25 protein-coding genes are annotated in these 23,354 nt (G+C 74.0%); 6 read left to right on the top strand and 19 right to left on the bottom strand.

Annotation, left to right across the window (positions count from 1 at the left end; translation table 11 throughout):
* Nucleotides 1-54: 54 nt before the first annotated feature.
* The 3 genes from CLT75_RS06685 to CLT75_RS06675 form a co-directional block, all read right to left on the bottom strand.
* The gene (locus CLT75_RS06685; protein ID WP_043324353.1) at nucleotides 55-177 is read right to left on the bottom strand and encodes a ribosomal protein bL36; all 123 of its coding nucleotides are present in this window, start codon (nucleotides 175-177) and stop codon (nucleotides 55-57) included.
* Between the two features lie 124 nt (nucleotides 178-301).
* The gene (locus tag CLT75_RS06680; RefSeq protein WP_135239976.1) at nucleotides 302-1,624 is read right to left on the bottom strand and encodes an extracellular catalytic domain type 1 short-chain-length polyhydroxyalkanoate depolymerase; all 1,323 of its coding nucleotides are present in this window, start codon (nucleotides 1,622-1,624) and stop codon (nucleotides 302-304) included.
* 127 nt (nucleotides 1,625-1,751) lie between these two features.
* Complete coding sequence (locus tag CLT75_RS06675; protein WP_135239975.1) at nucleotides 1,752-2,834, bottom strand: DUF4037 domain-containing protein; 1,083 nt, start codon at nucleotides 2,832-2,834, stop codon at nucleotides 1,752-1,754.
* Nucleotides 2,835-2,933: 99 nt separating this feature from the next.
* Here CLT75_RS06675 and CLT75_RS06670 point away from each other — a divergent pair, with 99 nt between their 5' ends.
* Nucleotides 2,934-3,857 carry a 5'-3' exonuclease gene (locus CLT75_RS06670; protein WP_135239974.1) on the top strand — a complete coding sequence of 308 codons (924 nt, stop codon included), beginning with the start codon at nucleotides 2,934-2,936 and terminating at the stop codon, nucleotides 3,855-3,857.
* An 8-nt stretch (nucleotides 3,858-3,865) separates the two neighbouring features.
* Here CLT75_RS06670 and CLT75_RS06665 read toward each other — a convergent pair whose 3' ends face one another.
* Nucleotides 3,866-4,756 carry an MHYT domain-containing protein gene (locus CLT75_RS06665; RefSeq protein WP_135239973.1) on the bottom strand — a complete coding sequence of 297 codons (891 nt, stop codon included), beginning with the start codon at nucleotides 4,754-4,756 and terminating at the stop codon, nucleotides 3,866-3,868.
* Nucleotides 4,757-4,922: 166 nt separating this feature from the next.
* The gene (locus CLT75_RS06660; RefSeq protein WP_135239972.1) at nucleotides 4,923-7,703 is read right to left on the bottom strand and encodes a DEAD/DEAH box helicase; all 2,781 of its coding nucleotides are present in this window, start codon (nucleotides 7,701-7,703) and stop codon (nucleotides 4,923-4,925) included.
* A gap of 85 nt (nucleotides 7,704-7,788) precedes the next feature.
* On the opposite strand from CLT75_RS06660, the gene CLT75_RS06655 reads away from it, so the two are divergent.
* Both CLT75_RS06655 and CLT75_RS06650 read left to right on the top strand, forming a co-directional pair.
* On the top strand, nucleotides 7,789-8,553 hold the full coding sequence (locus tag CLT75_RS06655) for an HAD family hydrolase (RefSeq protein WP_135239971.1): 765 nt from the start codon (nucleotides 7,789-7,791) through the stop codon (nucleotides 8,551-8,553).
* A 55-nt stretch (nucleotides 8,554-8,608) separates the two neighbouring features.
* The gene (locus tag CLT75_RS06650) at nucleotides 8,609-9,586 is read left to right on the top strand and encodes an EamA family transporter (protein WP_135239970.1); all 978 of its coding nucleotides are present in this window, start codon (nucleotides 8,609-8,611) and stop codon (nucleotides 9,584-9,586) included.
* Here CLT75_RS06650 and CLT75_RS06645 read toward each other — a convergent pair.
* The 3 genes from CLT75_RS06645 to CLT75_RS06635 all read right to left on the bottom strand — a co-directional run bounded on the left by CLT75_RS06645 (nucleotide 9,549) and on the right by CLT75_RS06635 (nucleotide 12,041).
* Nucleotides 9,549-10,475 carry a diacylglycerol kinase family protein gene (locus CLT75_RS06645; protein ID WP_135239969.1) on the bottom strand — a complete coding sequence of 309 codons (927 nt, stop codon included), beginning with the start codon at nucleotides 10,473-10,475 and terminating at the stop codon, nucleotides 9,549-9,551. The genes CLT75_RS06650 and CLT75_RS06645 overlap by 38 nt on opposite strands.
* A 107-nt stretch (nucleotides 10,476-10,582) precedes the next feature.
* A complete protein-coding gene (locus tag CLT75_RS06640) occupies nucleotides 10,583-11,233 on the bottom strand; it encodes a fasciclin domain-containing protein (RefSeq protein ID WP_486485075.1) in 651 nt (216 codons plus the stop codon).
* 109 nt (nucleotides 11,234-11,342) lie between these two features.
* Nucleotides 11,343-12,041 (bottom strand): hypothetical protein, encoded by a 699-nt coding sequence (locus CLT75_RS06635; protein ID WP_064446096.1) that lies wholly within the window; start codon nucleotides 12,039-12,041, stop codon nucleotides 11,343-11,345.
* 138 nt (nucleotides 12,042-12,179) lie between these two features.
* Here CLT75_RS06635 and CLT75_RS06630 point away from each other — a divergent pair, with 138 nt between their 5' ends.
* Nucleotides 12,180-13,124, top strand: a complete 945-nt coding sequence (locus tag CLT75_RS06630; RefSeq protein WP_486485074.1) for a TroA family protein — start codon at nucleotides 12,180-12,182, stop codon at nucleotides 13,122-13,124.
* Nucleotides 13,125-13,394: 270 nt separating this feature from the next.
* On the opposite strand, the gene tatC is transcribed toward CLT75_RS06630, so the two are convergent.
* The 5 genes from tatC to CLT75_RS06605 all read right to left on the bottom strand — a co-directional run bounded on the left by tatC (nucleotide 13,395) and on the right by CLT75_RS06605 (nucleotide 17,181).
* Entirely contained in the window at nucleotides 13,395-14,348 is a 954-nt protein-coding gene (gene tatC / locus CLT75_RS06625) for a twin-arginine translocase subunit TatC (protein ID WP_135239967.1), read from the bottom strand.
* A gap of 21 nt (nucleotides 14,349-14,369) precedes the next feature.
* The gene (tatA, locus tag CLT75_RS06620; RefSeq protein WP_135239966.1) at nucleotides 14,370-14,702 is read right to left on the bottom strand and encodes a Sec-independent protein translocase subunit TatA; all 333 of its coding nucleotides are present in this window, start codon (nucleotides 14,700-14,702) and stop codon (nucleotides 14,370-14,372) included.
* A gap of 217 nt (nucleotides 14,703-14,919) precedes the next feature.
* Nucleotides 14,920-15,168, bottom strand: a complete 249-nt coding sequence (locus CLT75_RS06615; RefSeq protein WP_135239965.1) for a hypothetical protein — start codon at nucleotides 15,166-15,168, stop codon at nucleotides 14,920-14,922.
* Between the two features lie 10 nt (nucleotides 15,169-15,178).
* Nucleotides 15,179-16,186: a helix-turn-helix transcriptional regulator gene (locus CLT75_RS06610; RefSeq protein ID WP_135239964.1), complete on the bottom strand. Its 1,008-nt coding sequence runs from the start codon at nucleotides 16,184-16,186 to the stop codon at nucleotides 15,179-15,181.
* Nucleotides 16,183-17,181, bottom strand: a complete 999-nt coding sequence (locus CLT75_RS06605) for a helix-turn-helix transcriptional regulator (protein ID WP_013286115.1) — start codon at nucleotides 17,179-17,181, stop codon at nucleotides 16,183-16,185. The genes CLT75_RS06610 and CLT75_RS06605 overlap by 4 nt, the downstream gene beginning before the upstream one ends.
* A 105-nt stretch (nucleotides 17,182-17,286) precedes the next feature.
* Between CLT75_RS06605 and CLT75_RS06600 the strand changes: the two genes are divergently transcribed.
* Both CLT75_RS06600 and CLT75_RS06595 read left to right on the top strand, forming a co-directional pair.
* Nucleotides 17,287-18,279 carry a cation diffusion facilitator family transporter gene (locus CLT75_RS06600; RefSeq protein ID WP_135239963.1) on the top strand — a complete coding sequence of 331 codons (993 nt, stop codon included), beginning with the start codon at nucleotides 17,287-17,289 and terminating at the stop codon, nucleotides 18,277-18,279.
* 44 nt (nucleotides 18,280-18,323) lie between these two features.
* Nucleotides 18,324-19,409 (top strand): DUF3866 family protein, encoded by a 1,086-nt coding sequence (locus CLT75_RS06595; protein WP_135239962.1) that lies wholly within the window; start codon nucleotides 18,324-18,326, stop codon nucleotides 19,407-19,409.
* A gap of 12 nt (nucleotides 19,410-19,421) precedes the next feature.
* Here CLT75_RS06595 and CLT75_RS06590 read toward each other — a convergent pair whose 3' ends face one another.
* The 6 genes from CLT75_RS06590 to CLT75_RS06565 form a co-directional block, all read right to left on the bottom strand.
* Nucleotides 19,422-19,640 carry a hypothetical protein gene (locus CLT75_RS06590; protein WP_135239961.1) on the bottom strand — a complete coding sequence of 73 codons (219 nt, stop codon included), beginning with the start codon at nucleotides 19,638-19,640 and terminating at the stop codon, nucleotides 19,422-19,424.
* 59 nt (nucleotides 19,641-19,699) lie between these two features.
* On the bottom strand, nucleotides 19,700-21,058 hold the full coding sequence (gene pafA / locus CLT75_RS06585; protein ID WP_013286109.1) for a Pup--protein ligase: 1,359 nt from the start codon (nucleotides 21,056-21,058) through the stop codon (nucleotides 19,700-19,702).
* Between the two features lie 148 nt (nucleotides 21,059-21,206).
* A complete protein-coding gene (gene prcA / locus CLT75_RS06580) occupies nucleotides 21,207-22,040 on the bottom strand; it encodes a proteasome subunit alpha (RefSeq protein ID WP_135239960.1) in 834 nt (277 codons plus the stop codon).
* A 55-nt stretch (nucleotides 22,041-22,095) separates the two neighbouring features.
* Nucleotides 22,096-22,935, bottom strand: coding sequence for a proteasome subunit beta (gene prcB, locus CLT75_RS06575; RefSeq protein WP_181726645.1), 840 nt, complete (start codon nucleotides 22,933-22,935; stop codon nucleotides 22,096-22,098).
* Nucleotides 22,854-23,129 carry an endonuclease domain-containing protein gene (locus CLT75_RS06570; RefSeq protein WP_209310280.1) on the bottom strand — a complete coding sequence of 92 codons (276 nt, stop codon included), beginning with the start codon at nucleotides 23,127-23,129 and terminating at the stop codon, nucleotides 22,854-22,856. Before CLT75_RS06570 ends, prcB begins: the two co-directional genes overlap by 82 nt.
* Nucleotides 23,107-23,313 (bottom strand): ubiquitin-like protein Pup, encoded by a 207-nt coding sequence (locus CLT75_RS06565; protein ID WP_135239959.1) that lies wholly within the window; start codon nucleotides 23,311-23,313, stop codon nucleotides 23,107-23,109. The genes CLT75_RS06570 and CLT75_RS06565 overlap by 23 nt, the downstream gene beginning before the upstream one ends.
* Nucleotides 23,314-23,354 lie beyond the last annotated feature (41 nt).

Here is a 23,354-nt window from a genome sequence, read left to right as displayed (position 1 = left end):
TGCCCCGGCCGAGCCCGCTGCCGGCCCCGGTGATCAGGATGCCGGCCATCGGGCTCAGCCCTGCCGGGCCTTCTGCCGCCGGTCGGACTTGTTGAGGACGAACAGCTTTCCCCGGCGCCGGACCACGATCGAGTCGGCCTTGCGTTTGAGCGCGCGCAGGGAGCTTCGGACCTTCATATCCGCTCCTTCGGTTCCCGCCGGTGTCCGTCCGGCACGGGTACCCGCCGGGGCGGCACCCATGCCCGGCGTGCCCGGGGGGGTGGCGGCGTCACCGTGTCCGGGACGCCGCCACCCCGGCGGATCAGGAGGTCGTGCAGGCACTGCCGTTGAGCGTGAACGAGGCGGGCCTACCGGTGTTGCCGGTGTGGGTGGCCTGGAAGCCGATGTCCACCGAGCCGCCCGGCGGGACGGACGCGTTGTAGGACACGTTGCGGGCGGTCACCGCGCCGCTGGACGGGCTGTACGTCGCGTTCCAGCCCCCGGTGATCGTCTGACCGGCCGGCAGCGTGAACGCGAGGTTCCAGCCGTTGATCGCCGTGCTGGACGTGTTGGTGATGGTCACCGCGGCGGTCAGGCCGTTGTTCCAGGCGTTCACCACGTACCCGACCCGGCAGGCCCCCGACGGCGGCGGCGTGGTCGGCGGCGCCGTGGTGGGCGGCGCCGTGGTGGGCGGCGGCGTGGTCGGCGGCGGCGTGGTGGAGTCCAGGCCGAAGAAGCGGATGGCCTGCGCCGCGTCGACCGGCAGGTTGTGCGTGACGCCCTGCATGCTGATCGCCTCGACGGTCGCGGTGCCGCCCGTACCGCCGTAGCGGGTACGGGTGTAGCCGGGCTGCGGACTGTCCGTGTACGCGGGCGTCTGGCTCAGCCCGTTCACGTTCGTCCACTGGTCGATCTCCTCGCCGAAGTTCGGGTAGCGCAGCGTCTCGTCGTTGGTGCCGTGCCAGAGCTGCATCCGCGGACGCGGGCCGGTGTACCCCGGGTACGCGTTGCGCACCAGGTCACCCCACTGCTGCGGGGTCTTCAGCACCTGACCGTTGGCGCACTCGCTGTTCCACTCCGAACCGTTCGTGGTGGCGAAGCAGCCGAACGGCACACCGGCGAACGCGGCGCCGGCCCGGAACACGTCCGGGTAGTCGCCGAGCAGCACGTTCGTCATCATCGCGCCGGACGAGGTGCCGGTGGTGAAGATCCGCTGCGAGTCGACCGGGTAGCGCTGCCGCACGTAGTCCACCATCGACTTGATGCCCACCGGGTCGCTGCCGCCGTCGCGGCGCAACGCCTGCGGCGAGGACACGTCGAAGCACTTGCTGCTGCGGGTCACCGACGGGTAGACCACGATGTAGCCGTACCGGTCGGCGAGCGACGCGAACTGGGTGCCGGAGTACATGGCCGGGCCGCTGCCGGTGCAGTAGTGGTTCACCACGAGCAGCCCGGGACGGGCCGCCACGGTGTCCGGGACGTACAGGTGCATGCGCAGGTTGCTCGGGTTGGCGCCGAAGTTCGTCACCTCGGTCAGCGCGGCGGCCGAGGCCGGCCCGGGGACGGCGAGCGCCGCTCCGGCGGCGAGCCCGGCGGCGGCGAGCGCCGCGCCGAGCAGCCGGAGTCTGCTCATTCTGGACAGCATGCTGTTCTCCTCGGTGGTGGGAACGCCGCACGAGCGGCGTCCTCGCCGGCGAGGCGCCTGCGAGGGGCGGCCCGGACCCTCGGAGACGAGATAGACAGTCGCGGATCGATGCGACTCGAATCGGAGTCTAGGCCCCGCCCGGCGGGCCGACAACCGCCCCGGCCACCCGGCGGGCGCGGTCCGCGTGGGTGAGCACGTCCACGCTGTCCACGTACTGGTCCACCGCGCCCACCGGCGGCCGGTCGCGCAGCTCCGGATCGGTGATCGCGGCGCGCAGCGCCTCGACGAACCGGCCGGCGTGCAGCACCAGGAACGGCCGGCCGTGGAACGGCCGCGCGGCCGGGTCCACCGGCGCCGCCAGCGCGGTGTCGTTGGTCCAGCCGGCGACCGTCTCCAGCGCCCGGACCAGGCCGGGCTGCCGGGCCGCCCACTCACCCGGGCCGAGCGCGGCGGCGAGCCCGTCCACCACCGGCGCCGCTCCCGGCAGCGCCGCGAACACCGTGCCGAGCCACTTCGCGTACGGGGGCCAGCGGCGGCGCAGCAGCAGGCCGAGGCGCATCAGGTCCCGGGTCAGCCCGCCGACCACGACCCGGCTGCCGAGTTCGTCCCCCACCTCGGCGCACCGGCCGGCCAGGTGCTCGGCCTGCGCGACCCGCTGCCATCCGGCGGCCAGCACGTGCCGCCACACGTCGTCCGGATACCAGGCGAGCCGGGCGCGGACGGCGGTGAGCGCGTCGAGCCCGTCGTGGAACACCGCTCCCCCGGTCAGCTCGGCCAGCCGCTGCGTCGGCGTCGCCAGCCAGTCCGCCGCCGTCAGCCCGGCGCGCGGGTCGGCGCCGAGCCGCTCCCGCAGCCACCCGCCCAGCTCGTCCACCGTGACGCCGTGCCGGTCGCCGTCGGCGTGGACCGTGCCGAGCCGCGCCTCCGGGCCGCCCGCGTACCGGGTCGGCCAGCCGAGGAACCGCGCCGGCAACTCCGCGTCCAGCACCGCCCGTACCGGCGCCACGTCGTGCGCGCTGCCCACGAAGACCTGGGTACGCGGACCCCAGTCGTGGTCGGTGGAGCGGGGCGTGTCGAGGCCGAGCAGCTCGGAACCGCCGTCGAGCAGACCGGCGGCGTACGGCAGGCCGGGCAGCCGCCGCGCCAGCAGCGGACCCACCACCTCGTCGTGGAACCGGCGGGCCAGGGTCAGGCCGGGTACGAAGCTCACCCCGCCAGTCTGCTCATGCCACGCCCGTCGCGCGCCCGGGTTTCCGGTCCGGCGGTCGCCTCCCCCATCCCGTCACAGGGCTGTGGAAGGCTTGTCGCCGTGGCACACCGACAGCCGATCCTCCTGATCGACTCCCCCAGCCTCTACTTCCGCGCCTACTTCGGCATCCCCGAGTCGGCCGCGAAGACCGGCGACGGCCAGCCCGTCAACGCCGTGCGCGGCTTCCTCGACATGCTCGCCCAGCTCGTGCGCACCCGCCGGCCCGACCGGATGATCTGCGCGCTCGACCACGACTGGCGGCCGGCGTGGCGGGTGGAGCTGCTGCCGTCGTACAAGGCGCACCGGGTCGCGCCCGAGGGCGGCGAGGTCGTGCCGGACACGCTGTCCCCGCAGGTGCCGATGATCCTGGAGGTGCTGGACGCACTCGGCATCCCCGCCGTGGGCGCCACCGGCTACGAGGCCGACGACGTGCTCGGCACGCTCGCGGTGACCCAGCCGGGCCCGGTCGAGGTGGTCTCCGGCGACCGCGACCTGTTCCAGCTCGTCGACGACGCGCACCCGGTGCGGCTGCTCTACGTCGGCCGGGGCGTGGCCAAGCTGGACGACTGCGACGACGCGGCGGTCCGCACCCGCTACGGCGTGCCGGCCGACCGGTACGCCGACTTCGCGGCGCTGCGCGGCGACCCCAGCGACGGGCTGCCCGGCGTCGCCGGCGTCGGCGAGAAGACGGCCGCCCGGCTGATCGACCGCTACGGCGGGCTGGACGGCATCCTGGCCGCGCTCGACGACCCCCGCTCCGGTTTCGCGCCGGGGCTGCGGGCCAAGCTCGACGCCGCCCGCGACTACCTGGCCGTGGCACCGAAGGTGGTCCGGGTCGCCACCGACGTGCCGCTGCCCGAGCTGGACCCGGCACTGCCGGCGTCTCCCGCCGACCCGGACCGGCTGCTGGAGCTGGCGCAGCGCTGGAACCTGGCCGGCTCGTGCCGTCGCCTCGTCGACGCGCTGGCGGGCGACCGATCGTGATCAGTTGATCACGACGGGCGGTCGATGCTCCGGCGAGTCGGGAACTGGGCACCGGGCTGCGCCAGCGTCGAGCGGGCGCGCAGGCCGACCGGGTCCGGCGCGGGCTCGGCGGCGGCGGTCGCGTACGGCGCCTCGTCGAGCCGTGAGCTGACGTACGCGGCCCCGGCCCGGTCGTCGTCCGACGGCGCGGCGAGCAGCGCGTAGACGAGCCCGACCACGCCGAAGACCACTGCCAGCACGATCGGCACCAGCAGCCCGCTCACCTCGGTGCCGGACGCCGGGCCGCGGCTCTCGTGCAGATGCACCGACAGCGCGCTCATGCCGGTGAAGTGCATGCCGTTGACCGCGATGCCCATGACCAGCGCCGACGCGGCGATGGCGAGCGCGCGCCGGACGGTCATCGCCAGCCAGAGCGCGACGGTGGCGGCCACGATCGCGATGACCACGGACAGGGCCACCCGCAGCGGGTCGTAGCCGAGCGAGCCGTCCAGGCGCATGGCGGCCATGCCGGTGTAGTGCATGGCGGCCACCCCGGCGCCGGTGAAGAACCCGCCGGCGAGCAGCCGGGGCGCGGCGAGCCGGCCGGTGCCCACGATGGCCAGCCCGATGCCGACCGACGCCACCGCGATCGCCGTGCTGGCGGCCGTCAGCGGCACGTCGTAGCGGATCCGGGTGCCGCCGACGGCGAACCCGAGCATCGCCATGAAGTGCATGGCCCAGATGGCGGTGCCGCCCAGCGCCCACGCGGCCAGCAGGCCCCACCAGGCGCGCTGGCCGGCGCTGGTGGCGGTCCGGATCCGTCCGGCGCAGACCAGGCCGAGCGCCGAGCCGAGCACCGACAACGCGTAGCTGAGCGCGGGTGTGATCCACCCGTACTCAAAGTGATTGATCTCGCCCACGACGCCCTTCCCTCACCATCGGCCGAGCGCGACCCACGGCGCCCCGGGGCAATGATCGGGCAGGCCCTGACCAGGGCATGCATCGACCCCCCGACAATTCGCGGGGTGGCAGCGCCGTGACGCAGCGGTGCGTCGATTTCCGGCAACCGGTGACCGAAAGTGACCGTCAGGTGGAGGCGTGGTAGGCCAGCACGCCCCGGTTGACCGCCGCGATGGCCTGCCGGGCGGTGCCGCGCAGCTCGGCCGAGGCGCCACCCGAGTCGGCGACCTGCCCGAGCAGGTCGACCACCTGGCGCGCCCAGCGGACGAAGTCGCCCGCGGGCATCTCCCCGTCGATCTGGTGGCCGCTGGCCAGCACCTTCGCCAGCGCCTCGCCGCGCGCCCACCGGTAGATCGGCCAGGCGAAGCCGAGATCCGGCTCCCTCGTCACGGCCAGGCCGCGTGCCGCCTCGTCCGCCTCGATGTCGCCCCACAGCTTGAGCGTCTCGTCGACCGCGTCGGCCACCGCGCCGCGCGGCAGCGACGCCCGCTCGTCGACGTCCCGCCTGGCCTCGAAGACCACCACCGACACGGCGGCGGCCAGCTCGGCCGGAGACAGGCCGTCCCACACCCGGCGGCGCAGGCACTCGGCCACCAGCAGGTCGGCCTCGGTCCAGATCCGGGCCAGCATCCGCCCGGCGTCGGTGACCTCGCCGTCGGCGGCCAGGTAGCCGCGCGCGGTCAGCAACGCGACGATCCGGTCGAAGGTACGGGCCAGCGAGCCGGTCCGCCCGGACACCCGCTCGCGCAGCTCCTCGGTGTCGCGTTCCAGCCGGCGCCGCCGCTCCGCCCAGCGGGCGTGTTCCTCCCGGTCCGGGCAGGCGTGGCACGGGTGCGCGCGCAGCTCGACGCGCAGCTGGCTGAGCCGGTGGTCCTCCCCCGCCGCCTGCCGGGACCGGCCGCCCCGCCGGCCGCCGTGCCGGTCCAGGCCGGTGCCGCTGACCGCGGCGGCAAGGTCCCGCCGGGCCGCGGGCGAGCGGTGGTTGAAGTGCTTCGGCACCCGGATCCGGGTGAGCACCTCGGCCGGGGTGGTGAAGTCACCGGGGGTGACCCGCCCGGCCCAGCGGTCCTGGGTGAGCACCAGCGGCCGGGGCTCGCCGAACCCGCCGGTGGCCGGGTCCAGCACCACCGCCAGGCCGGCCCGCCGCCCGGACGGCACCCGAATCACGTCACCGACCCGCAGCCGCTCCAGCGAGGCGACGGCTGCCGCCTTGCGCTGGGTCTGGCCCTGCCGGGCGATGGCGCGTTCCCGGTCGGCGATCGCCACCCGCAGCGCGAAGTACTCGTCGAAGTCGCCGTGGTGGCAGGCGGCCTCCGCGCCGTACGCCTCGATCGTCTCGGTGTTGCGCTGCACCTGCCGGGCCAGGCCGACCACCGACCGGTCGGCCTGGAACTGCGCGAACGAGGACTCCAGCAGCTCCCGGGCCGGCGCCGCGCCGACGCTGCCGACCAGGTTGACGGCCATGTTGTACGAGGGCCGGAAGCTGGAACGCAGCGGGTAGGTGCGGGTGGAGGCGAGCCCGGCGACGTGCCGGGGGTCGGTCTCCGGCGACCAGACGACCACCGCGTGGCCCTCCACGTCGATGCCGCGGCGGCCGGCCCGGCCGGTGAGCTGGGTGTACTCGCCGGGGGTGAGGTCGACGTGGGCCTCGCCGTTGAACTTCACCAGGCGTTCCAGCACCACGCAGCGGGCCGGCATGTTGATGCCCAGCGCGAGCGTCTCGGTGGCGAAGACGGCCTTGACCAGCCCGCGGACGAACAGCTCCTCGACGACCTCCTTGAACGCCGGGAGCATGCCGGCGTGGTGGGCGGCCAGGCCGCGCTCCAGGCCGTCGAGCCACTCCCAGTAGCCGAGCACCGACAGGTCCTCACCGGGGATGGCGGTGACCCGCGACTCCACCACCCGGCGGACCTCGGCGCGTTCGTCAGGGGAGGTCAGGCGCAGCCCGGCGGCGAGGCACTGCTGCACGGCGGCGTCGCAGCCGGCCCGGCTGAAGATGAACAGGATGGCCGGGAGCAGCCCCTCCCGGTCGAGCCGGTCGACGATGTCCGGGCGCATCGGGCCACGCCAGCGGGGGCCGCGCCGCCCGCCGCCGGGGCCGGCGCTGCGGCCCTCGCCCAGCTCCAGCCGGCGCATCGTGTCGCGGGTGTAGCGCAGCAGCTCGGGGTGCACGTCGTGCTTGCGGGCCGCGTCGGCGTCGTGGAACAGGTCGAACATCCGCTTGCCGACGAGCATGTGCTGCCACAGCGGCACCGGGCGGTGCTCGGAGACCACCACGGCGGTCTCGCCGCGTACGGTGACCAGCCAGTCGGCGAACTCCTCGGCGTTGGAGACGGTGGCCGACAGCGACACGAGCGTGACCGACTCGGGCAGGTGGATGATCACCTCTTCCCAGACCCCGCCGCGGAACCGGTCGGCCAGGTAGTGGACCTCGTCCATCACCACGTACGCCAGGCCCTCCAGGGTGGCCGAGCCGGCGTAGAGCATGTTGCGCAGCACCTCGGTGGTCATCACCACCACCGGCGCGTCGCCGTTTATCGCGTTGTCGCCGGTGAGCAGGCCGACCTGCTCGGCGCCGTAGCGGTCCACCAGGTCGTGGTACTTCTGGTTGGACAGCGCCTTGATCGGCGTGGTGTAGAAGCACTTGCGCCGGGTCGCGGGCGCGTCGCCGCCGGGCCGGCCGCGCAGCGCCAGGTGCACCGCGAACTCACCCACCACGGTCTTGCCGGCGCCGGTGGGCGCGCACACGAGCACGCCGCTGCCCCGCTCCAGCGCCTCGCACGCCTCGCGCTGGAAGTCGTCGAGATCGAACCCGAGATCCAGGGAGAATTCGTCCAGGGCCGGGAAGGCGGAGGCCTGCGCGGCCCGGCGGCGCGCCGCGGCGTACCGCTCGGCGGGGCTCGACATGGATCCAAGATTAATCGGTGCCGCCGAGGAGTACCGGTCAAGGCCATCCGGCAGGACGGTCGGAGCGGTCGGTAGGGTGCACGACGTGCCGGACCGTACCGAACTGCCCCACGTCTCGAGCGGCGCCGACGACGCCGTCCGCCCGGGCCCGTCCCGCCGGCCCGTGGAGGCGGTGCTCTTCGACTTCCACGGCACCCTCGCCCAGGTGGAGGAGCCGCTGGCCTGGGTGCTCGCCGCCGCGGCCGCCTGCGGCGTCGAACTGGACCGGATCCGGGCCACCTCGCTGGCCGACCGGCTGCTCACCGCCGGGCGCGCCGGTGGCCCGCTGCCGGCGCGGGTGCCGCCCCGGCTGGCCGAGCTGTGGGCCGACCGGGATCTCTACCCGCACGCGCACCGGGGCGCGTACACCGGGCTGGCCGAGACCGTGGACACCGGCATCGACGGGTTCGCCGACGCGCTCTACGAGCGGGTGCTGGTGCCCGAGGGCTGGGTGCCGTACCCGGACACCGCGCCCGTGCTGGGTGCGCTGCGCTCCGCCGGGGTGAAGGTGGCGGTGGTCAGCAACATCGGCTTCGACCTGCGGCCGCTGTTCGCCGCCTGGGACCTCGACGCGCTCGTCGACGCGTACGCGCTGTCGTACGAGGTGGGGCGCTGCAAGCCGGACCCGGGCATCTTCCTGCGGGCCTGCGGGATGCTCGGCGTGGACCCGGAGCGCACGCTGATGGTGGGCGACACGCCGGCCGACGCGGGCGCGGTGGCCGCCGGGTGCGGGGTGCTGGTGCTGCCCTGCGCCGACGCGGGCCGCCCGAACGGGCTCGGCGCGGTACTCGACCTGGCCGGGGCCGCCTGAGCGCACACCCCCAGCGGCGCGAACCCGTCGCGGCGCACCCGATACCGTCAGGGGCATGACCGGTGTCCACCCCTTGCCGCCGCGTGCGCCGGGACGGCTCGGCGGGGTCGCGCTGGTCCTCGGCGGGGCGCTGTCGGTACAGTTCGGCTCCGCGCTGGCCGCGCTGCTGTTCCCGCGTACCGGGGTGGCCGGGGCGGTGACGTTGCGGCTGACCATCGGCGCGCTGCTGATGCTCGTGGTGTGCCGCCCCCGGGTACGCGGGTACGGACGCCGCGACTGGGCTGCGGTGCTGGCGTTCGGGCTGGCCCTGGCCGGCATGAACTCGATCTTCTACCAGGCGATCGAGCGGATCCCGCTCGGCCCGGCCGTCACCCTGGAGGTGCTCGGCCCGCTGGCGCTGTCGGTGATCGCCGCGCGCCGGGTGGCCGCTTGGTGCTGGGCCGCGCTGGCGCTGGCCGGGGTGGTCCTGCTCGGCCAGGGCGGGTTCGACCGGCTCGACCCGGCCGGCGCCGCGCTGGCGCTGACGGCGGGCGCCATGTGGGCCGCGTACATCGTCTGCTCGGCGCGGATCGGCGCGCGGTTCCCCGGCGCGGACGGGCTGGCCCTCGCTCTGACCGTCGCGGCGCTGCTGACGCTGCCGTTCGGGCTGGCCGACGGCGGCGGTCGCCTCGCCGATCCGGTGGTGCTGGGGCTCGGTACCGGGCTGGCGCTGCTCGCCTCGGTGCTGCCGTACAGCCTGGAGCTGGCCGCGTTGCGGCGGCTGCCGACCGCGACGTTCGCGGTGATGATGAGTCTCGGTCCGGCGATCGCCGCCGTGGCCGGCTGGCTGGTCCTCGGCCAGGCGCTGCGCCCGGTCGAGGTGCTCGCCATCGCGCTCGTGGTCGCCGCGAGCGCGGGCGCGGTCCGCGCCGCCGCGCCGCCGCCCTCGCCCGCGCCGCCTTCTCCGGCGCCGCCAGCCGTTCCCGGCGTGCCGTCTGAGGCGGACCCGGCGGCGGTCAGCGCAGCAGCCGCAGCGCCGCCGGCGCGGCGGTGACTGTCACCGGCAGGTCGAGGGAACGTTCCCCGTCGGCGTACGTGGTGATGCCCTCGGCGGCCAGCTCCACCGTCCGCGCCCGATAGACGCGCGCCAGCGGGTGCGTGACGTGGGTGCCCTGGTAGATCTGCGGCTTGACCCGCATCAGCGTGCGCCTGTCGAACCGGCCGCCCACCACCACGTCCAGCAGGCCGTCGTGCGGGTCGGCGTCCGGGCAGATCCGCATGCCGCCGCCGTAGCTGGCCGTGTTCCCCACCGCGACGAGCACCGCGTCGATCTCCTGCGCCTCCCCGTCGAGGACCAGCCGGTAGCGGCGCGGCCGCAGCCGGGCCAGCTCCACCACTATCGCCAGGTCGTACCGGCGCGGGCCGCGCGGCCAGCGCATCCGGTTCGCGCGTTCGTTGACGATCGCGTCGAAGCCGGCCGCGAGCACCGCGCCGAACCAGCGGTCGGCCTCGCCGGACCGGGACAGCCGCGCCAGGTCCACCGGCCGGGAGCGGCCGGCGGCGAGCGCCGCCGTGATCACCTCGACCGCGGCCGTCGGGTCGGCCGGGAAGCCGGTCTCCACCGCGAAGTCGTTGCCGGTGCCCGCCGGGACCGGCCCGAACGGCACATCGGTGCCGGCGACCGCCTGCATCGCCCGGTGCACGGTGCCGTCGCCGCCCACCGCGACGAGCGCCCCGGCGCCGCCGGCGACCGCGGCGTGGCACGCCGCCTCCGCCTCCTCGGGGGTACGCGCGCGCAGCAGCTCGACCGGTCGGCCCGCTCCGGCGAGGCGCTCCAGGATCCCGGGCAGCAGACCGCGGTGCCGCCCCCGGCCCGCGGTCGGGTTGGCGAGCACGGCGACGGGGCCGGGCGGGACATGATCGTGCGCGGTCACGGCGAGCACCGTACGGCACGGCTCGCGCCGCCCACCAGAGCCAGGTCACACGGCGGGTGGGCGGCACACGCCGACGGCGCCCGGCAGGGGGTGCCGGGCGCCGTGGCGGGGGTGGTTCAGGGCAGGTCGATCGGGCGCAGCACCCGGTCCACCGCGTGCGCGATCTGCTTGTTGCCCTTGTTGATGTCGTACCGCACCACCTTGGCGTTGCGGTCGCTGGTGTCGGCGTCGACCAGGCGCACCTCGCGGCCGTACCAGCAGCGCTTCACGTCCACCTCGACGGTGGCGCCGAGCGCGGTGGTCAGGTCCGCGCCGTCGGCCTTCAGCGCCGCCTTCCGGTCGATCGTCGCGCCGGGCACGACGTGGTAGAGCAGGACGTCCTCCACGGTGTCCACGCCCAGGCCGGCGACCGCGTCGAACGCGGCCTTCTCGCCGGGCAGCCTCTTCGCGGCGGTGATGTCCCGCACCAGCTCGCGGAACGCGTAGTCGTTCGGCACGAACGCGGTCAGCGCGGCGGTGCCGTCGGTGAGCACCTTCACCGGCGAGTCCGGCTTGGCCTGCAGCACCGTCAGGACCGCCTTGGTGAGGACGTCGAAGTCCCGCGAGTTGCGGTCGAAGCCGCTCTTGTCGGCGGTGAGCACGGCGGCCAGCGACCGCGTACCCGGCTGCTTGGCGCCGGCCTGGGCGGGCACGGCGACGGCGGTGGTGGCCACCGCCGCCGCGGTGGCGCCCACGGCCAGCCGGGCGGCGAGACGAGCGATGTTCATCGGGGAGCCTTTCGTCGAAGCGACCAGGTCCGTGACTGTCGTCACGACCATTGCTTCGCCCCGGCCCTGCCCGGTGGATGCACCCGGATCGACGGTTTTCGCGGCCGCGTCAGCGCACCACCAGCCGCTTGCTCACCGACGGCACGCCGTCGCCCTTGACCTTCAGCGACCAGTCCCCCGCCGCGCCAAGCGTCACCACCGTCTCGGCGGTGCCGTTTGCCTCGGCCTTCATCTCGGCGACCCGCTTGCCGTCGGGGTTGAGCACGTACAGCGTCCGCGCCCCGGCGGTCTTGTTCGTCACCTTGAACGCGAGCTTCTCGCCCGGCTCCGCGATCAGGGCGTCCACACCGGTCATCGCGTCGTCGGTCAGCTCGATCGTCACCGAACGGTCGTAGGCCACCTCGGCTGCGGCGCTGGCCAGGTTGCCGTCGTCCGACACGGTGATCTTCGTACGCACGCCGTCGCCCTGCCGGCCCGGCTTGCAGGCCACCTCGTACGTGCCGGTCTGCAACGACGCGCGCAGGTCACCGGTGCGGCCCGCCGGCACGTCCGCGACCTCGGCGATCACCTTGGTGAAGGCGTCGCCCTCCCGGCCGTAGACGTAGACCCCGGTGGCCTGCTGACCCCGGTTGGTCACGGTGAAGGTGACGGTGCCCGGGGTGAACAGCGTGGTGGTGACCTCGCAACTGGTGTCGGTGGCGGTCACCGGCACCTGCTGGCCCTTCGGCGCGGGCTCGTCGTCACCGCAGGCGGTGAGCGCGGTGGCCGCGCAGAGGACGGTCAGGACGGCGGCGGTACGGCTCTTCATCGGGTTCTCCGGAGCGCAGGTCAGACGGGCTGACCGGAACGGGGCGCCGACGCACCCCGGCACACCGCCCGGGGGGCTCGGCGGAGTCAGCAGAGTCTAAGCGGGTACGGCGTCCCGGCAAGGCCCGAGGGCGACCCGATGTCCGCACCGGACCGGCCCCGGGACGCGGCGGCCGGCGCGCGGGGCATGATGGCGGGCATGCGGCTGGTCTCCCTGCTCCCCTCCGCCACCGAGATCGTGTACGCGCTCGGCCTCGGCGACGACCTGGTCGGCGTCACGTTCGAGTGCGAGGTGCCCGCGTCGTACCGGTCGGGCACCACAGTGGTCGTCGGCGGCCGGGACACGCGGGGCATGAGTCCCGGCGACATCGACGCGTACGTCCGGGCGCAGGTGGCGGCCGGCGCGGACCTCTACACGCTGCACGCCGGGGCGCTGGCCGGGCTGGACCCGGACCTCATCCTCACCCAGGACCTGTGCCGCGTCTGCGCGCTGCCCTCGGGCCGGGTCGCCGACGCCGTGGAGCACCTGGGATGCCGGGCCGACGTGCTGTCGCTCGACCCGTACACCCTTGACGACGTGCTGGAGTCGATCCGCGCGGTCGGCGCGGCGGCCCGGGTGCCGGATCGCGCGGAGGCCCTCGTCGACGGTCTGCGGGCCCGGCTCGCGGCGGTCCGCGCGGCGGTGGCGGGCCGGCCCCGGCCACGGGTCGCGGTGGTCGAGTGGGTGGACCCGCCGTTCGGCGCCGGGCACTGGATCCCCGACCTGGTCGACGTCGCCGGCGGCGAGCCGGTCGCCACCCATCGTGGCGCCCGGTCCACGCCTACCACCTGGGCGGCGCTGCGGGCCGCCCGCCCGGAGGTGGTGCTGGTGGCGCCGTGCGGGTTCCGCCTCGACGGTGCGGCCGAGCAGGCCGCCGCGGTGGCCGGTCACTTCCCGGACGCGCGGGTGTGGGCGCTGGACGCGGACGGGCTGATCGTGCGCGCCGGCCCGCGCCTGGTCGACGGCGCCGAGACGATAGCCGCCATCCTGCACCCCGACGCCGTCCCCCCACCCCACCCCACAGCAGCCCGCCGCCTCACCTGACCCGCCCCGCCCCGCCCCGCCCCGCCCCGCCCCGCCCCGCCCCGCCCCGCCCCGCCCCGCCCCGCCCCGCCCCGCCCCGGCGATCTTGCACTTTCGGCCCAGGCAAAGGGTGGATATCGGGCACTGGAGGGGCGCAAAGTCCAAGATCGACGTGGGGTGGGGTGGGTGGGGTGGGGTGGGGTTGGGCCGGGGGCTCGGAGGGGCTGCCTCGGAAACGCGGACGCCGTCCCCGTGAAGGTGGGGACGGCGTCCGGCGGTGAGCGGGGTCGGTCAGGTCATGTCGTCGTAGCGGCGCTCGATCGGCTTCGGGGCGACGATCGGCTCGGGCGCGCCGATCGGCTCGGACGCCTCGATCCGGCCACCGGCGGGCACCGGCTCGTCCGACAGGTCCAGCGGTGACACCTCGTCGTCGGCGATGCCGGCGTAGGCCTCACGCCCGCGACCGCGCCGCCTGTCGTTGAGGAACGCCACCCCCACCGCGGCGAAGTAGAGCGCGCAGAGGCAGATCGCCAGCGCGGTCATGCCGAACGGGTCGGGCGTCGGCGTGACCACAGCGGCGAACGCGAAGAACACGAACACCGCCACCCGCCACCAGCTCAGCAGCCGCTTGGCGCTGGCCAGGCCGACGAAGTTGAGCATCAGCACGATCAACGGGAACTCGAACGCCACCCCAAACAGCAGGATCAGGTTCGTGACGAACGAGATGTAGCGGGTCACCTCGAGGTTGGTCGTGATGTCGTCGCCGGAGACGTTGAGCAGGAACTCCAGCCCCTTGGTGGTGACGAAGAACGCCAGCACCGCGCCGGCCGCGAACAGCGGGGCCGCCAGGGCGGTAAAGACGTACGCGTACCGCCGCTCGTGCCGGTGCAGACCGGGCGCGATGAACGCCCAGAGCTGGTAGAGCCAGACCGGCGCCGCGATGATCAGGCCCACCCAGAGACCGATCTTGAGGTTCAGCAGGAAGACGTCGGCGACGCCGAGCTGCACGAACAGGCACTTGCCGGTTTCCGGATCGATCGACTGCGGCAGGTCGCAGTAGGGCTTCGACAGCAACACCCGGACCGGCGTGGCCAGCCAGATGCCGAAGCCGAAGCCGACCAGGATCGCCAGCGACGCCCGGAACAGCCGGTTACGCAGCTCCCGGATGTGCTCGATGAGCGTCATCGAGCCGTCGGCGGCCCGCGCGAAGTTGCTCGGGCCGCGCTTCTTCAACCCGAAGGCCACGGTGATTGAGGCCCTCTCGGATCAGTTCTCGCGGACGCGCTGCACCGGGTCGGCCGGCGGGGCCACGGGCTGCTGCGGCTGCGGCGCGTACGGCTGCTGGGCGTACTGCTGCTGGCCCTGGACGTACGGCTGCCCCTGCACCGGCTGCTGCGGCGTGAGCGGCTGGTAGCCGGCCTGCGCGTCGGCCTTCTCGGCGAGATCGCGGTCGTCGTCGTGCAGGCTCTTGGTCTCGGCCTTGATGATCCGCAGCGAGCGGCCCAGCGAGCGGGCCGCGTCGGGGAGCCGCTTCGCGCCGAACAGCAGGATCAGCACGACCACGAGTACGGCGATGTGCCACGGCTTGAGGGCACCCATGGGAAGCTCCAGTCGCTCTGTGTCGGTGAGGGGTGGGTCGTCGCCCATCGTACGTGTGTCGCAGCGGCTTGCCACCCCCGCGGGCCTGCTGCTGCGGGCCCGATCGGTGAAGTTTCGACCAACCCGAAGTGTCCCGTCAACCGTCCAGGTCCGCGCATTCCTGCGCGTAACCGGCCGGCAACGCGCAAACGGCGCTCACCGGGCCCACAGTCGTCGATCAGTCGCCGCGCTTGGCCTTGATCAACGTGATCCGCTCCTGCGCGAGCGCCGCCCGCTCCTGGAGCGACTCGGCCCGCGCCTGCAACTGCTCGGCGGCCGACCGCAGCGACTCCGCCTCGCCCGCCCGGCGCTGCAACGCCAGCGCGGAACGGCGCAGCCCCGGAAGGCGGCTCACCACCGGACGGATCGCCAGGGCCAGTACGACCAGCGCGAACACCACGACCCCGAGCACGATCCACGTCACCACGGCGGTCAGCCTATCGGGTGACGCCGGCGGCCGCCGGGTCGGCGCTGCCGGCCGGAGTGGCGTACGCGTCGAGCGCGGCCACGGCCTGGGCGCGTACCTGCTCGGCCAGCTCGGCCGGGGCCACCACTGTGACCTCCGGGCCGAGCCCGAGCACGAACCGCCGGGCCCACCCGAGGTCGGTGACGCGCAGCGACACCACCCACTGCTCGCCGTCGGCCTCGACCCGCTCGCACGGATAGTATTCGGTGATCCACCGCTCGCCCCGGCCGATCCGCAGCGTGATCAGGGGCAGGTCGGCCGACGGGCGGAACACGCCGTCGCTGAGATCGTGCGGGCGGGCCTGCGGCGGCACGACCGCCTGCTCCGGCAGCTCGGTCACCGCGTCGATGCGATCCGCCCGGAACAGCCGCACCGCCTCGGCGCGGCGGCACCACGCCTCCACGTACGCCCGGCCGCCGACCATCAGCATCCGCAGCGGGTCGATGGTGCGTTCGGTGGTCTCGTCCCGGGCCGCCGTGTAGTAGGTGATCCGCAGCGCCCGGCCGCGTTCGACGGCGGCGCGCAACTCGCGTACCCGGGCGCTGTCGCCGGGCAGGCGGACCTCGACCGGCGCGCCGGCCAGGTCACCGGCGGCGTTCTCGATCTTGGCGAGTGCCCGCTCGACCGCCTCCCGGTTTGCCACGCCCGGCGTCTCGGCGATCATCCGCAGCGCCACCACCAGGGCCAGTGCCTCGTCCGGGGTGAGCCGCAGCGGCCGGTCGATGCCGGCGTCGTAGGTGATCGTCACCCGGTCGCCGTCGAACGCCATGTCGATCAGGTCACCGGGGCCGTAGCCGGGCAGCCCGCACACCCAGAGCAGTTCCAGGTCCTCCCGGAGCTGCTTCTCGGTCACGCCGAGGTCGTGCGCCGCCTCGGCGATCTCGATGCCGGGGCGGGCCAGCAGGTAGGGCACCAGGTTGAGCAGCCGGGCCAGCCGGTCGGCGGAGGCACGGCCCGCGCGGGCCGCCGGGCGGGTCACCGGGCACCCCCGGTCACGGCCAGCTCGTCATGGCGGGCGGCGACCTCCTTGAGGCGCTGGATGACCGCCTCCCGTACCTCCGGTGGCTCCAGCACGCGGACGTCCGGGCCGTACCCGACGATCTGACCGGCCAGGTAGTCGGCGTCGGCGTACGGCAGCACCAGCCGGTCGCCGTCCGGACCGGCCTGGCACTCCACCGCCCAGCGGCGCAGCCCGGCGGCGCGGCCCGGCGTGGCCAGCACGGTGGCCCGGCCGGTGCGCTCCACCGGCCCGGACCAGCGGGCCACGTGGCTGATCAGGTCGACCCCGGCGGGCGGCTCGTAGGCGCCCGGCTCACCTGTCGCCCGCACCGTGCCGACCACCCGGGACAGCCGGAAGCAGCGGGTCGCCGCGCGGTCCAGGTCGTGGCCGACCACGTACCACCGGCCGCGCCAGCAGACCACGCCCCACGGCTGCACGCGGCGGCGGGTGGGCGCGTCGCGGTCCGGCACCCGGTAGTCGAAGCTGACCTCGCGGCGGTCCCGCGCGGCGGCGGTGAGCGGCGCGAACGCCGGGTCGACGGTGACCATCGGCTCCAGGCCCAGCGTGGCCTGCGGGTCGACGTCGATGCCGGCGGCGCGCAGCTTCGCCAGCCCCGACGACGCGGCGGCGGCCAGCCCGGCGTGCTGCCACAGCCGGGCGGCGATGCCCACGGCGGCGGCCTCGTCCGGTTCGAGCGGGATGTCGGGCAACGCGTACGCGCGCGGCGCGATCCGGTAGCCCGGCTCGGCGTCGAAGACGCTCGCCGTGCCGGTCTCCAGCGGCACGCCCAGCTCACGCAGCTCGGCCTTGTCGCGCTCGAACTTGCGCTGGAACGCCTCGTGGTCCTTGGCGTCGTCCGGGTCGTGCTCGTAGCCGGGCACGGTCGCGGCGATCTGCGCGGCGGTCAGGAAGCGTCGCGTCGACAGCAGGCAGATCACCAGGTTGACCAGGCGTTCGGTACGGGTCCGGGACACGGCCCAAACGCTAGCAGCCCGCACGTCGGGCGCGGGCACCCGCGCGGCGCGGCGCGGGGGTCTTCCCATCCGGCGGCGGGCATCGACCGGTCATAGGGTGATCGCATGGCGGAACCGGAGGTCAAGAGCGACAGCGTGGGCACCGTCGTGGTGGCCGGCGCGGCGAACCTCGCCATCGCGGTCGCGAAGCTGGTCGCGGGCCTGATCTCTGGTTCCGCGGCGATGCTCTCCGAGGCCGCCCACTCGCTCGCCGACACCACCACCGAGGTGCTGCTCTACCTGGCGCTGCGCCGCGGCGCGCGGCCCGCCGACACCCGGCACCCCTTCGGGTACGGCAAGGAGAGCTACGTCTGGGCGTTCCTCGCCGCGCTGTTCACCTTCGTCGCCGGGGCGGGCTTCGCCATCACGCACGGCGTGACCACCATCCTGGTGCACGAGCACAGCGGCGAATACCTCGTCGCGTACGTGGTGCTGGCGGTCTCCTTCGCGATCGAGTCGGTGTCGCTGGCCCGGGCGGTCCGGCAGGTGCGCGGCGAGTCCCGCCGCTGGGGCACCACCCCGCGCCGCTACCTGCGCCTGACCGCCGACACCACCGTCAAGGCCGTCTTCCTGGAGGACAGCGCCGCGCTGATCGGCCTGCTGATCGCCGCCGGCGGGCTCACCCTGTCGCACCTGACCGGCGACGAGCTGTACGACGGCATCGCCTCGATCCTCATCGGCGTACTGCTGCTGGTGGTCGCCGCCGTCCTGGCCCGCAGCAACATCTCGCTGCTCGTGGGCCGCTCGGTGTCGAACCGGCTGCACCGGCGCATCGAAGGGGAACTGGCCGACGTGCCGACGGTGGACCGGGTCGACACGCTGATGACCATGTTCCTCGGCCCGGACGACATCCTCGTCGCCGCCAAGGTCGACTTCCGCGACGACGCCACCGGCGCCGACATCGAGGCCGCCGCCGACGAGGCCGAACGCCGGCTCACCGGGCACTTCCCGGAGATCGCGTACGTCTTCCTCGACCCCACCCGGTCCCGCGCCGCCGGCCGGCCCGCCCGCACCACTCAGGACGAGACGGGCCGCCCGGTCGACGACCCGGACGCCTGACCCGCCCGGCGCCCGTCCCGGTGGCGGCCGATACCGTGCACCGCATGGTGCGATGGCGGTCCGGCACGGTCACGACGGTACGGCGACGGTGGACCGGCGCCGTCGAACTCGACGTCGACCTGCCCGACGGCACCAGGATGCGCGCCCTGGCCTACCCGGCCCTGGTCGGCGAGCCGGAACCCGGCGACCGGGTGCTGCTCAACGCAGGCGCGCTGCTGATGGGCCTCGGCACCGGCGGCTACGCGCTGGTCGTGGCGCTGCCCGACCGGCTGCCCCCGGACCCGCCGCAGGCCGGCGACAGCCGCGACGCCGGGCACCTGGTCAAGGCCCGCTACACGCCGCTGCAACCGATCCTGCTCGGCGTGGACGAGGAGGCCTCACCGCACCACGACCGGCTCGCCGCCGCCGACACCGTCGACGGCATGCCGGTGGTCGCCGCCGACCTGCACTCCGCGCTGCCGGCGATCCTGGCCGGGGTACGCGCCGACGCGCCCGACGCCCGGGTCGCGTACGTGCTGACCGACGGCGGGGCGCTGCCGGCCTGGTTCTCCCGCACGCTGGCCGGGCTGTCCGGGCACCTCGTGGGCACGGTGAGCGTGGGGCAGGCGTTCGGCGGCGACCTGGAGGCGAGCACGCTGCACAGCGGTCTGCTCGCCGCGCGGCACGTGCTCGACGCGGACCTGACGATCGTCGCCCAGGGGCCGGGCAACCTCGGCACCGGCACCCGCTGGGGCTTCTCCGGCGTCGCCGTCGGCGAGGCGGTGAACGCGATCGCCACGCTGGGCGGGCGCCCGGTCGGCTCGCTGCGCATCTCCGACGCCGACGCCCGGCCCCGGCACCGTGGCGTCTCCCACCACAGCCTGACCGCGTACGGCCGGGTCGCGCTGGCCCCCGCGGAGCTGGTCGTGCCGGATGGTCTCGACCCCGGCCTGGCCGCGGAGGTCGCCGCGGCGCTGACGCCGCTGGCCGACCGGCACCGGATCGTCACCGTGCCCACCGACGGCCTCGACGCGGCACTGCGGGCCGGTCCGGTAGGCCTGTCCACGATGGGCCGGGGCCTGGACGCCGACCACGCCTACTTCCTGGCCGCGGCCGCCGCCGGCCGGTACGCGGCGGGCCTGCTGACCTGACCGGCTCGGCGCTCAGCCGAGGAAGAGGATCAGCCCGAGCCAGGCGCCCACGATCAGCACCAGCGCCACCGCCAGCACCCACGTCGGCACCGTGTAGTCGCCGCGCCTGTTGCGTTCGATCTCGGCGCGGATCTTCTCCCGCCGGCGGTCGATCCAGTTGAGCTTCTCGGTGCCGTCACGGTCCGAGGACGTCTCGCGGCCGGACCCACCGGCGGATTCGGAAGTGTTCATCGCGACGCCAGCGTACCCGTGGACGGGCGGCCGGTGCCGGGCACCGGCTGCCCGCACGATCACATGCTGGCGATCAGCCGTTCCACCCGCTCGTCGTAGGCCCGGAACGGGTCCTTGCACAGCACCGTGCGCTGCGCCTGGTCGTTCAGCTTCAGGTGCACCCAGTCCACGGTGAAGTCGCGCCGCTTCTCCTGGGCGTGACGGATGAACTCGCCGCGCAGCCGCGCCCGGGTCGTCTGCGGCGGCGTCTCCTTCGCCTCGAAGATCTCCGGGTCGGTCGCCACCCGGTCCACCTCGCGGCGGCGCTCCAGCAGCCCGTACAGGCCGCGCCCGCGCCGCAGGTCGTGGTAGGCCAGGTCCATCTGCGCCACCCGCGGGTGCGACAGCGGCAGGTCGTGCTTGCGCTGGTAACGCTCGATCAGCTTCAGCTTGGTGACCCAGTCGATCTCGCGGGCCACCGGGTCCAGGTCGCCGGTCTCGACCGCGCGCAGCACCCGGCCCCACAGGTCGACCACCCGCTTCGCGGTCTGGTCGCCGCCCCGGCGCTCCACGAACTCCGTCGCCTTGGCCAGGTATTCCTGCTGGATCTCCAGCGCCGAGACCTCCTTGCCGGAGGCCAGCCGCACCTTGCGCCGGCCGGTGATGTCGTGCGACACCTCGCGAATGGCCCGGATCGGGTTCTCCAGCGTCAGGTCACGCATCACCACGCCGGCCTCGATCATCCGCAGCACGATGTCGGCCGTGCCGACCTTCAGCAGCGTGGTGACCTCGTTCATGTTCGAGTCACCGACGATCACGTGCAGCCGGCGGTAGCGCTCCGCGTCCGCGTGCGGCTCGTCGCGGGTGTTGATGATCGGCCGGCTGCGGGTGGTCGCCGACGAGACGCCCTCCCAGATGTGCTCGGCCCGCTGGGACAGGCAGTAGACCGCGCCGCGCGGCGTCTGCAGCACCTTGCCCGCACCGCAGATCAACTGCCGGGTGACCAGGAACGGGATGAGCACGTCGGCGAGCCGGCCGAACTCGCCGTGCCGGGACACCAGGTAGTTCTCGTGGCAGCCGTACGAGTTCCCGGCCGAGTCGGTGTTGTTCTTGAACAGGTAGATCTCGCCCGCGATGCCCTCGTCGTGCAGCCGCTTCTCCGCGTCGACGAGCAGACCCTCCAGGATCCGCTCACCGGCCCGGTCGTGCGCCACCAGGTCGGTCACCGAGTCGCACTCCGGAGTCGCGTACTCCGGGTGCGAACCGACGTCCAGATAGAGGCGGGCGCCGTTGCGGAGGAACACGTTGCTCGACCGGCCCCACGACACCACCCGCCGGAACAGGTACCGCGCGACCTCGTCGGGGGACAGTCGGCGTTGCCCGCGATAGGTGCAGGTGACGCCGTACTCGGTTTCGAGGCCGAAGATTCGCCGCTCCATGATGAGACACTAGCCGCCCGGAGCCTCCGATGGGCAGCGCCGACGCTCGCCGCTTGCGATCTCCCCCACCGGATCAGGGAGGTGGCGGGCTCCGTACACGAAAGACCCCGCCACCTCGGCGAGGTGGCGGGGTCCGCGAGCGTGGATCTCACTCGGCGGGCTTGTCCTCCGCGTTGCCCTCCAGATCGGCCGAACCCGCCGACGTGGTCGGCTTCTTCGCCTCCTCCGTCGGCGCCGCCGGCGTCTTCGCCCGGCCCGGCGCCGGGGCGACGTCCCCCTCGGCCTCGCCGTCCAGCAACGCGGTCAGCGCCGCGCCGGTGATCCGCCGGAACGTACGCCCCACCCGGCGCCGGTCCAGGACCGCCACCTCCAGCTGGTTCGCCGCGATCGTGCGGGCCGCCCCGCCCTCACCGCCGACGCTGCTCAGCGCCTTCATGGCGGCGCGGACCGCCTCGGACAGCGACATCTCCGGCCGGTGCTCGTTCTTCAGCACCCCGGTGATCGCCTCGGCCTGGCCACCCATCGCCATCCGGCCCGGCTCGTCGTTCACCGAGCCGTCGTAGGTCACCCGGTAGAGGGAGTCGTCCTCGGCGGCGGCGCCCACCTCGGCCACGCAGATCTCCACCTCGAACGGCTTCGACTGCTCGGTGAAGATCGCGCCCAGCGTCTGCGCGTACGCGTTCGCCAGCGCCAGGCCGGTCACGTCCCGGCGGTCGTAGCTGAGCCCGTTGAGGTCGGCCATCCGCACACCCGCGCGGCGCAGGTTCTCGAACTCGTTGTACCGGCCGACGGCGGCGAAGCCGATCCGGTCGTAGATCTCGCTGACCTTGTGCAGCGTGCTGGACAGGTTCTCGGCGACGAAGAGCACCCCGCCCGCGTAGCTCAGGACCACCGCGCTGCGGCCCCGGGCGATGCCCTTGCGGGCCAGCTCGGAGCGGTCGCGCATGATCTGCTCGGGCGAGGCGTAGAACTGCATGGCCACGGCGGCGGTTCTCCTTCTGCGGGACTGCTGACTCGGTGGACGGTGCGGGGCGGCATCAGCCGCCGGGGTTCTCCATCCGGCCGGACACCACGCTCTCCGCGATCGCCGCCGTCTCGGCGTCGGTGAGCCGGTGGGTGCCCTCGGCGGTAGCGGTCATCACGACCGGGTAGATCCGCCGGGTCAGATCGGGGCCGCCGGTGGCGGTGTCGTCGTCCGCCGCGTCGTAGAGCGCCTCGACCGCCAGCCGCGTCGCGTCCTCGACCGACAGGCCGGCCCGGAACCGCTTCTTCAGCGCGGACTTGGCGAACAGCGAACCGGAGCCGATGGCGTCGTAACCGGTCTCCTCGTACGGGCCGCCGGTCACGTCGAAGCTGAAGATCCGCCCGGCCCGCGCCGGGTCGCTCGCCGCCAGGTCGAAGCCGGCGAACAGCGGGATCACGGCGAGGCCCTGCATGGCCGCGCCCAGGTTGCCGCGGATCATCGACGCCAGCCGGTTGGCCTTGCCGTCGAGCGAGAGCATCGCGCCCTCGATCTTCTCGTAGTGCTCCAGCTCCACCTGGAACAGTCGCATCAGCTCGATGCCGATGCCGGCGGTGCCCGCGATGCCGACGAGCGAGTACGCGTCGGCCGGGTGCACCTTCTCGATGTCGCGCTGGGCGATCAGGTTGCCCATCGTGGCGCGCCGGTCGCCGGCCATGACCACACCACCGGCGGCCGAGATGGCCACGATGGTGGTCGCGTGCGGCGCCATGTCGGCGGCCATGCCGGGCGGCAGCGGCCGACGGCCGGGCAGCATCTCGGGGGCCACCTTGCTCAGGAACGCTGTGAAGGAGGACGTCCCCGCGTTGGTGAACACATCTGGAAGACGCCCGGATGGATCAAAACCCGCTGCCACGTGGTTCCTCTCAGGTACGTGATCGCCCCGGCCGGCCCCACGGCCCGGGACCGGCCAAGACCACCGTTGCAGTTGAAGCAAATTATCCCGCGCACCCGTCCGGTGCGATCATCGTGGTGCCGGCGGTTGACGGCATGCCCTTCGCCCCGGCGGGCGAAACGGACATATGCCTCACTGGCCGCCCTTTTGCACATATCCCCGAACGAACTCCTCGGCGTTCTCCTCCAGGACGGAGTCGATCTCGTCGAGCAGGTCGTCCACGTCCTCGGTGATCTCGGCGTGCCGCTCGGCCACCTCGGGGTTGGCCTGCGCGGTGACCTCCTCGACCTCCTCGCGGGACTTGCCGGACTGGGTCTGCCCACCCTCTTGCGTCGCCATGGTGGTGCCTCCTCCACGATCGCCTGCGATCAACTTACCTC

This window comes from Micromonospora sp. CNZ285, assembly GCF_004637285.1.
This window is presented reverse-complemented; position numbering and strand designations above follow the sequence as displayed.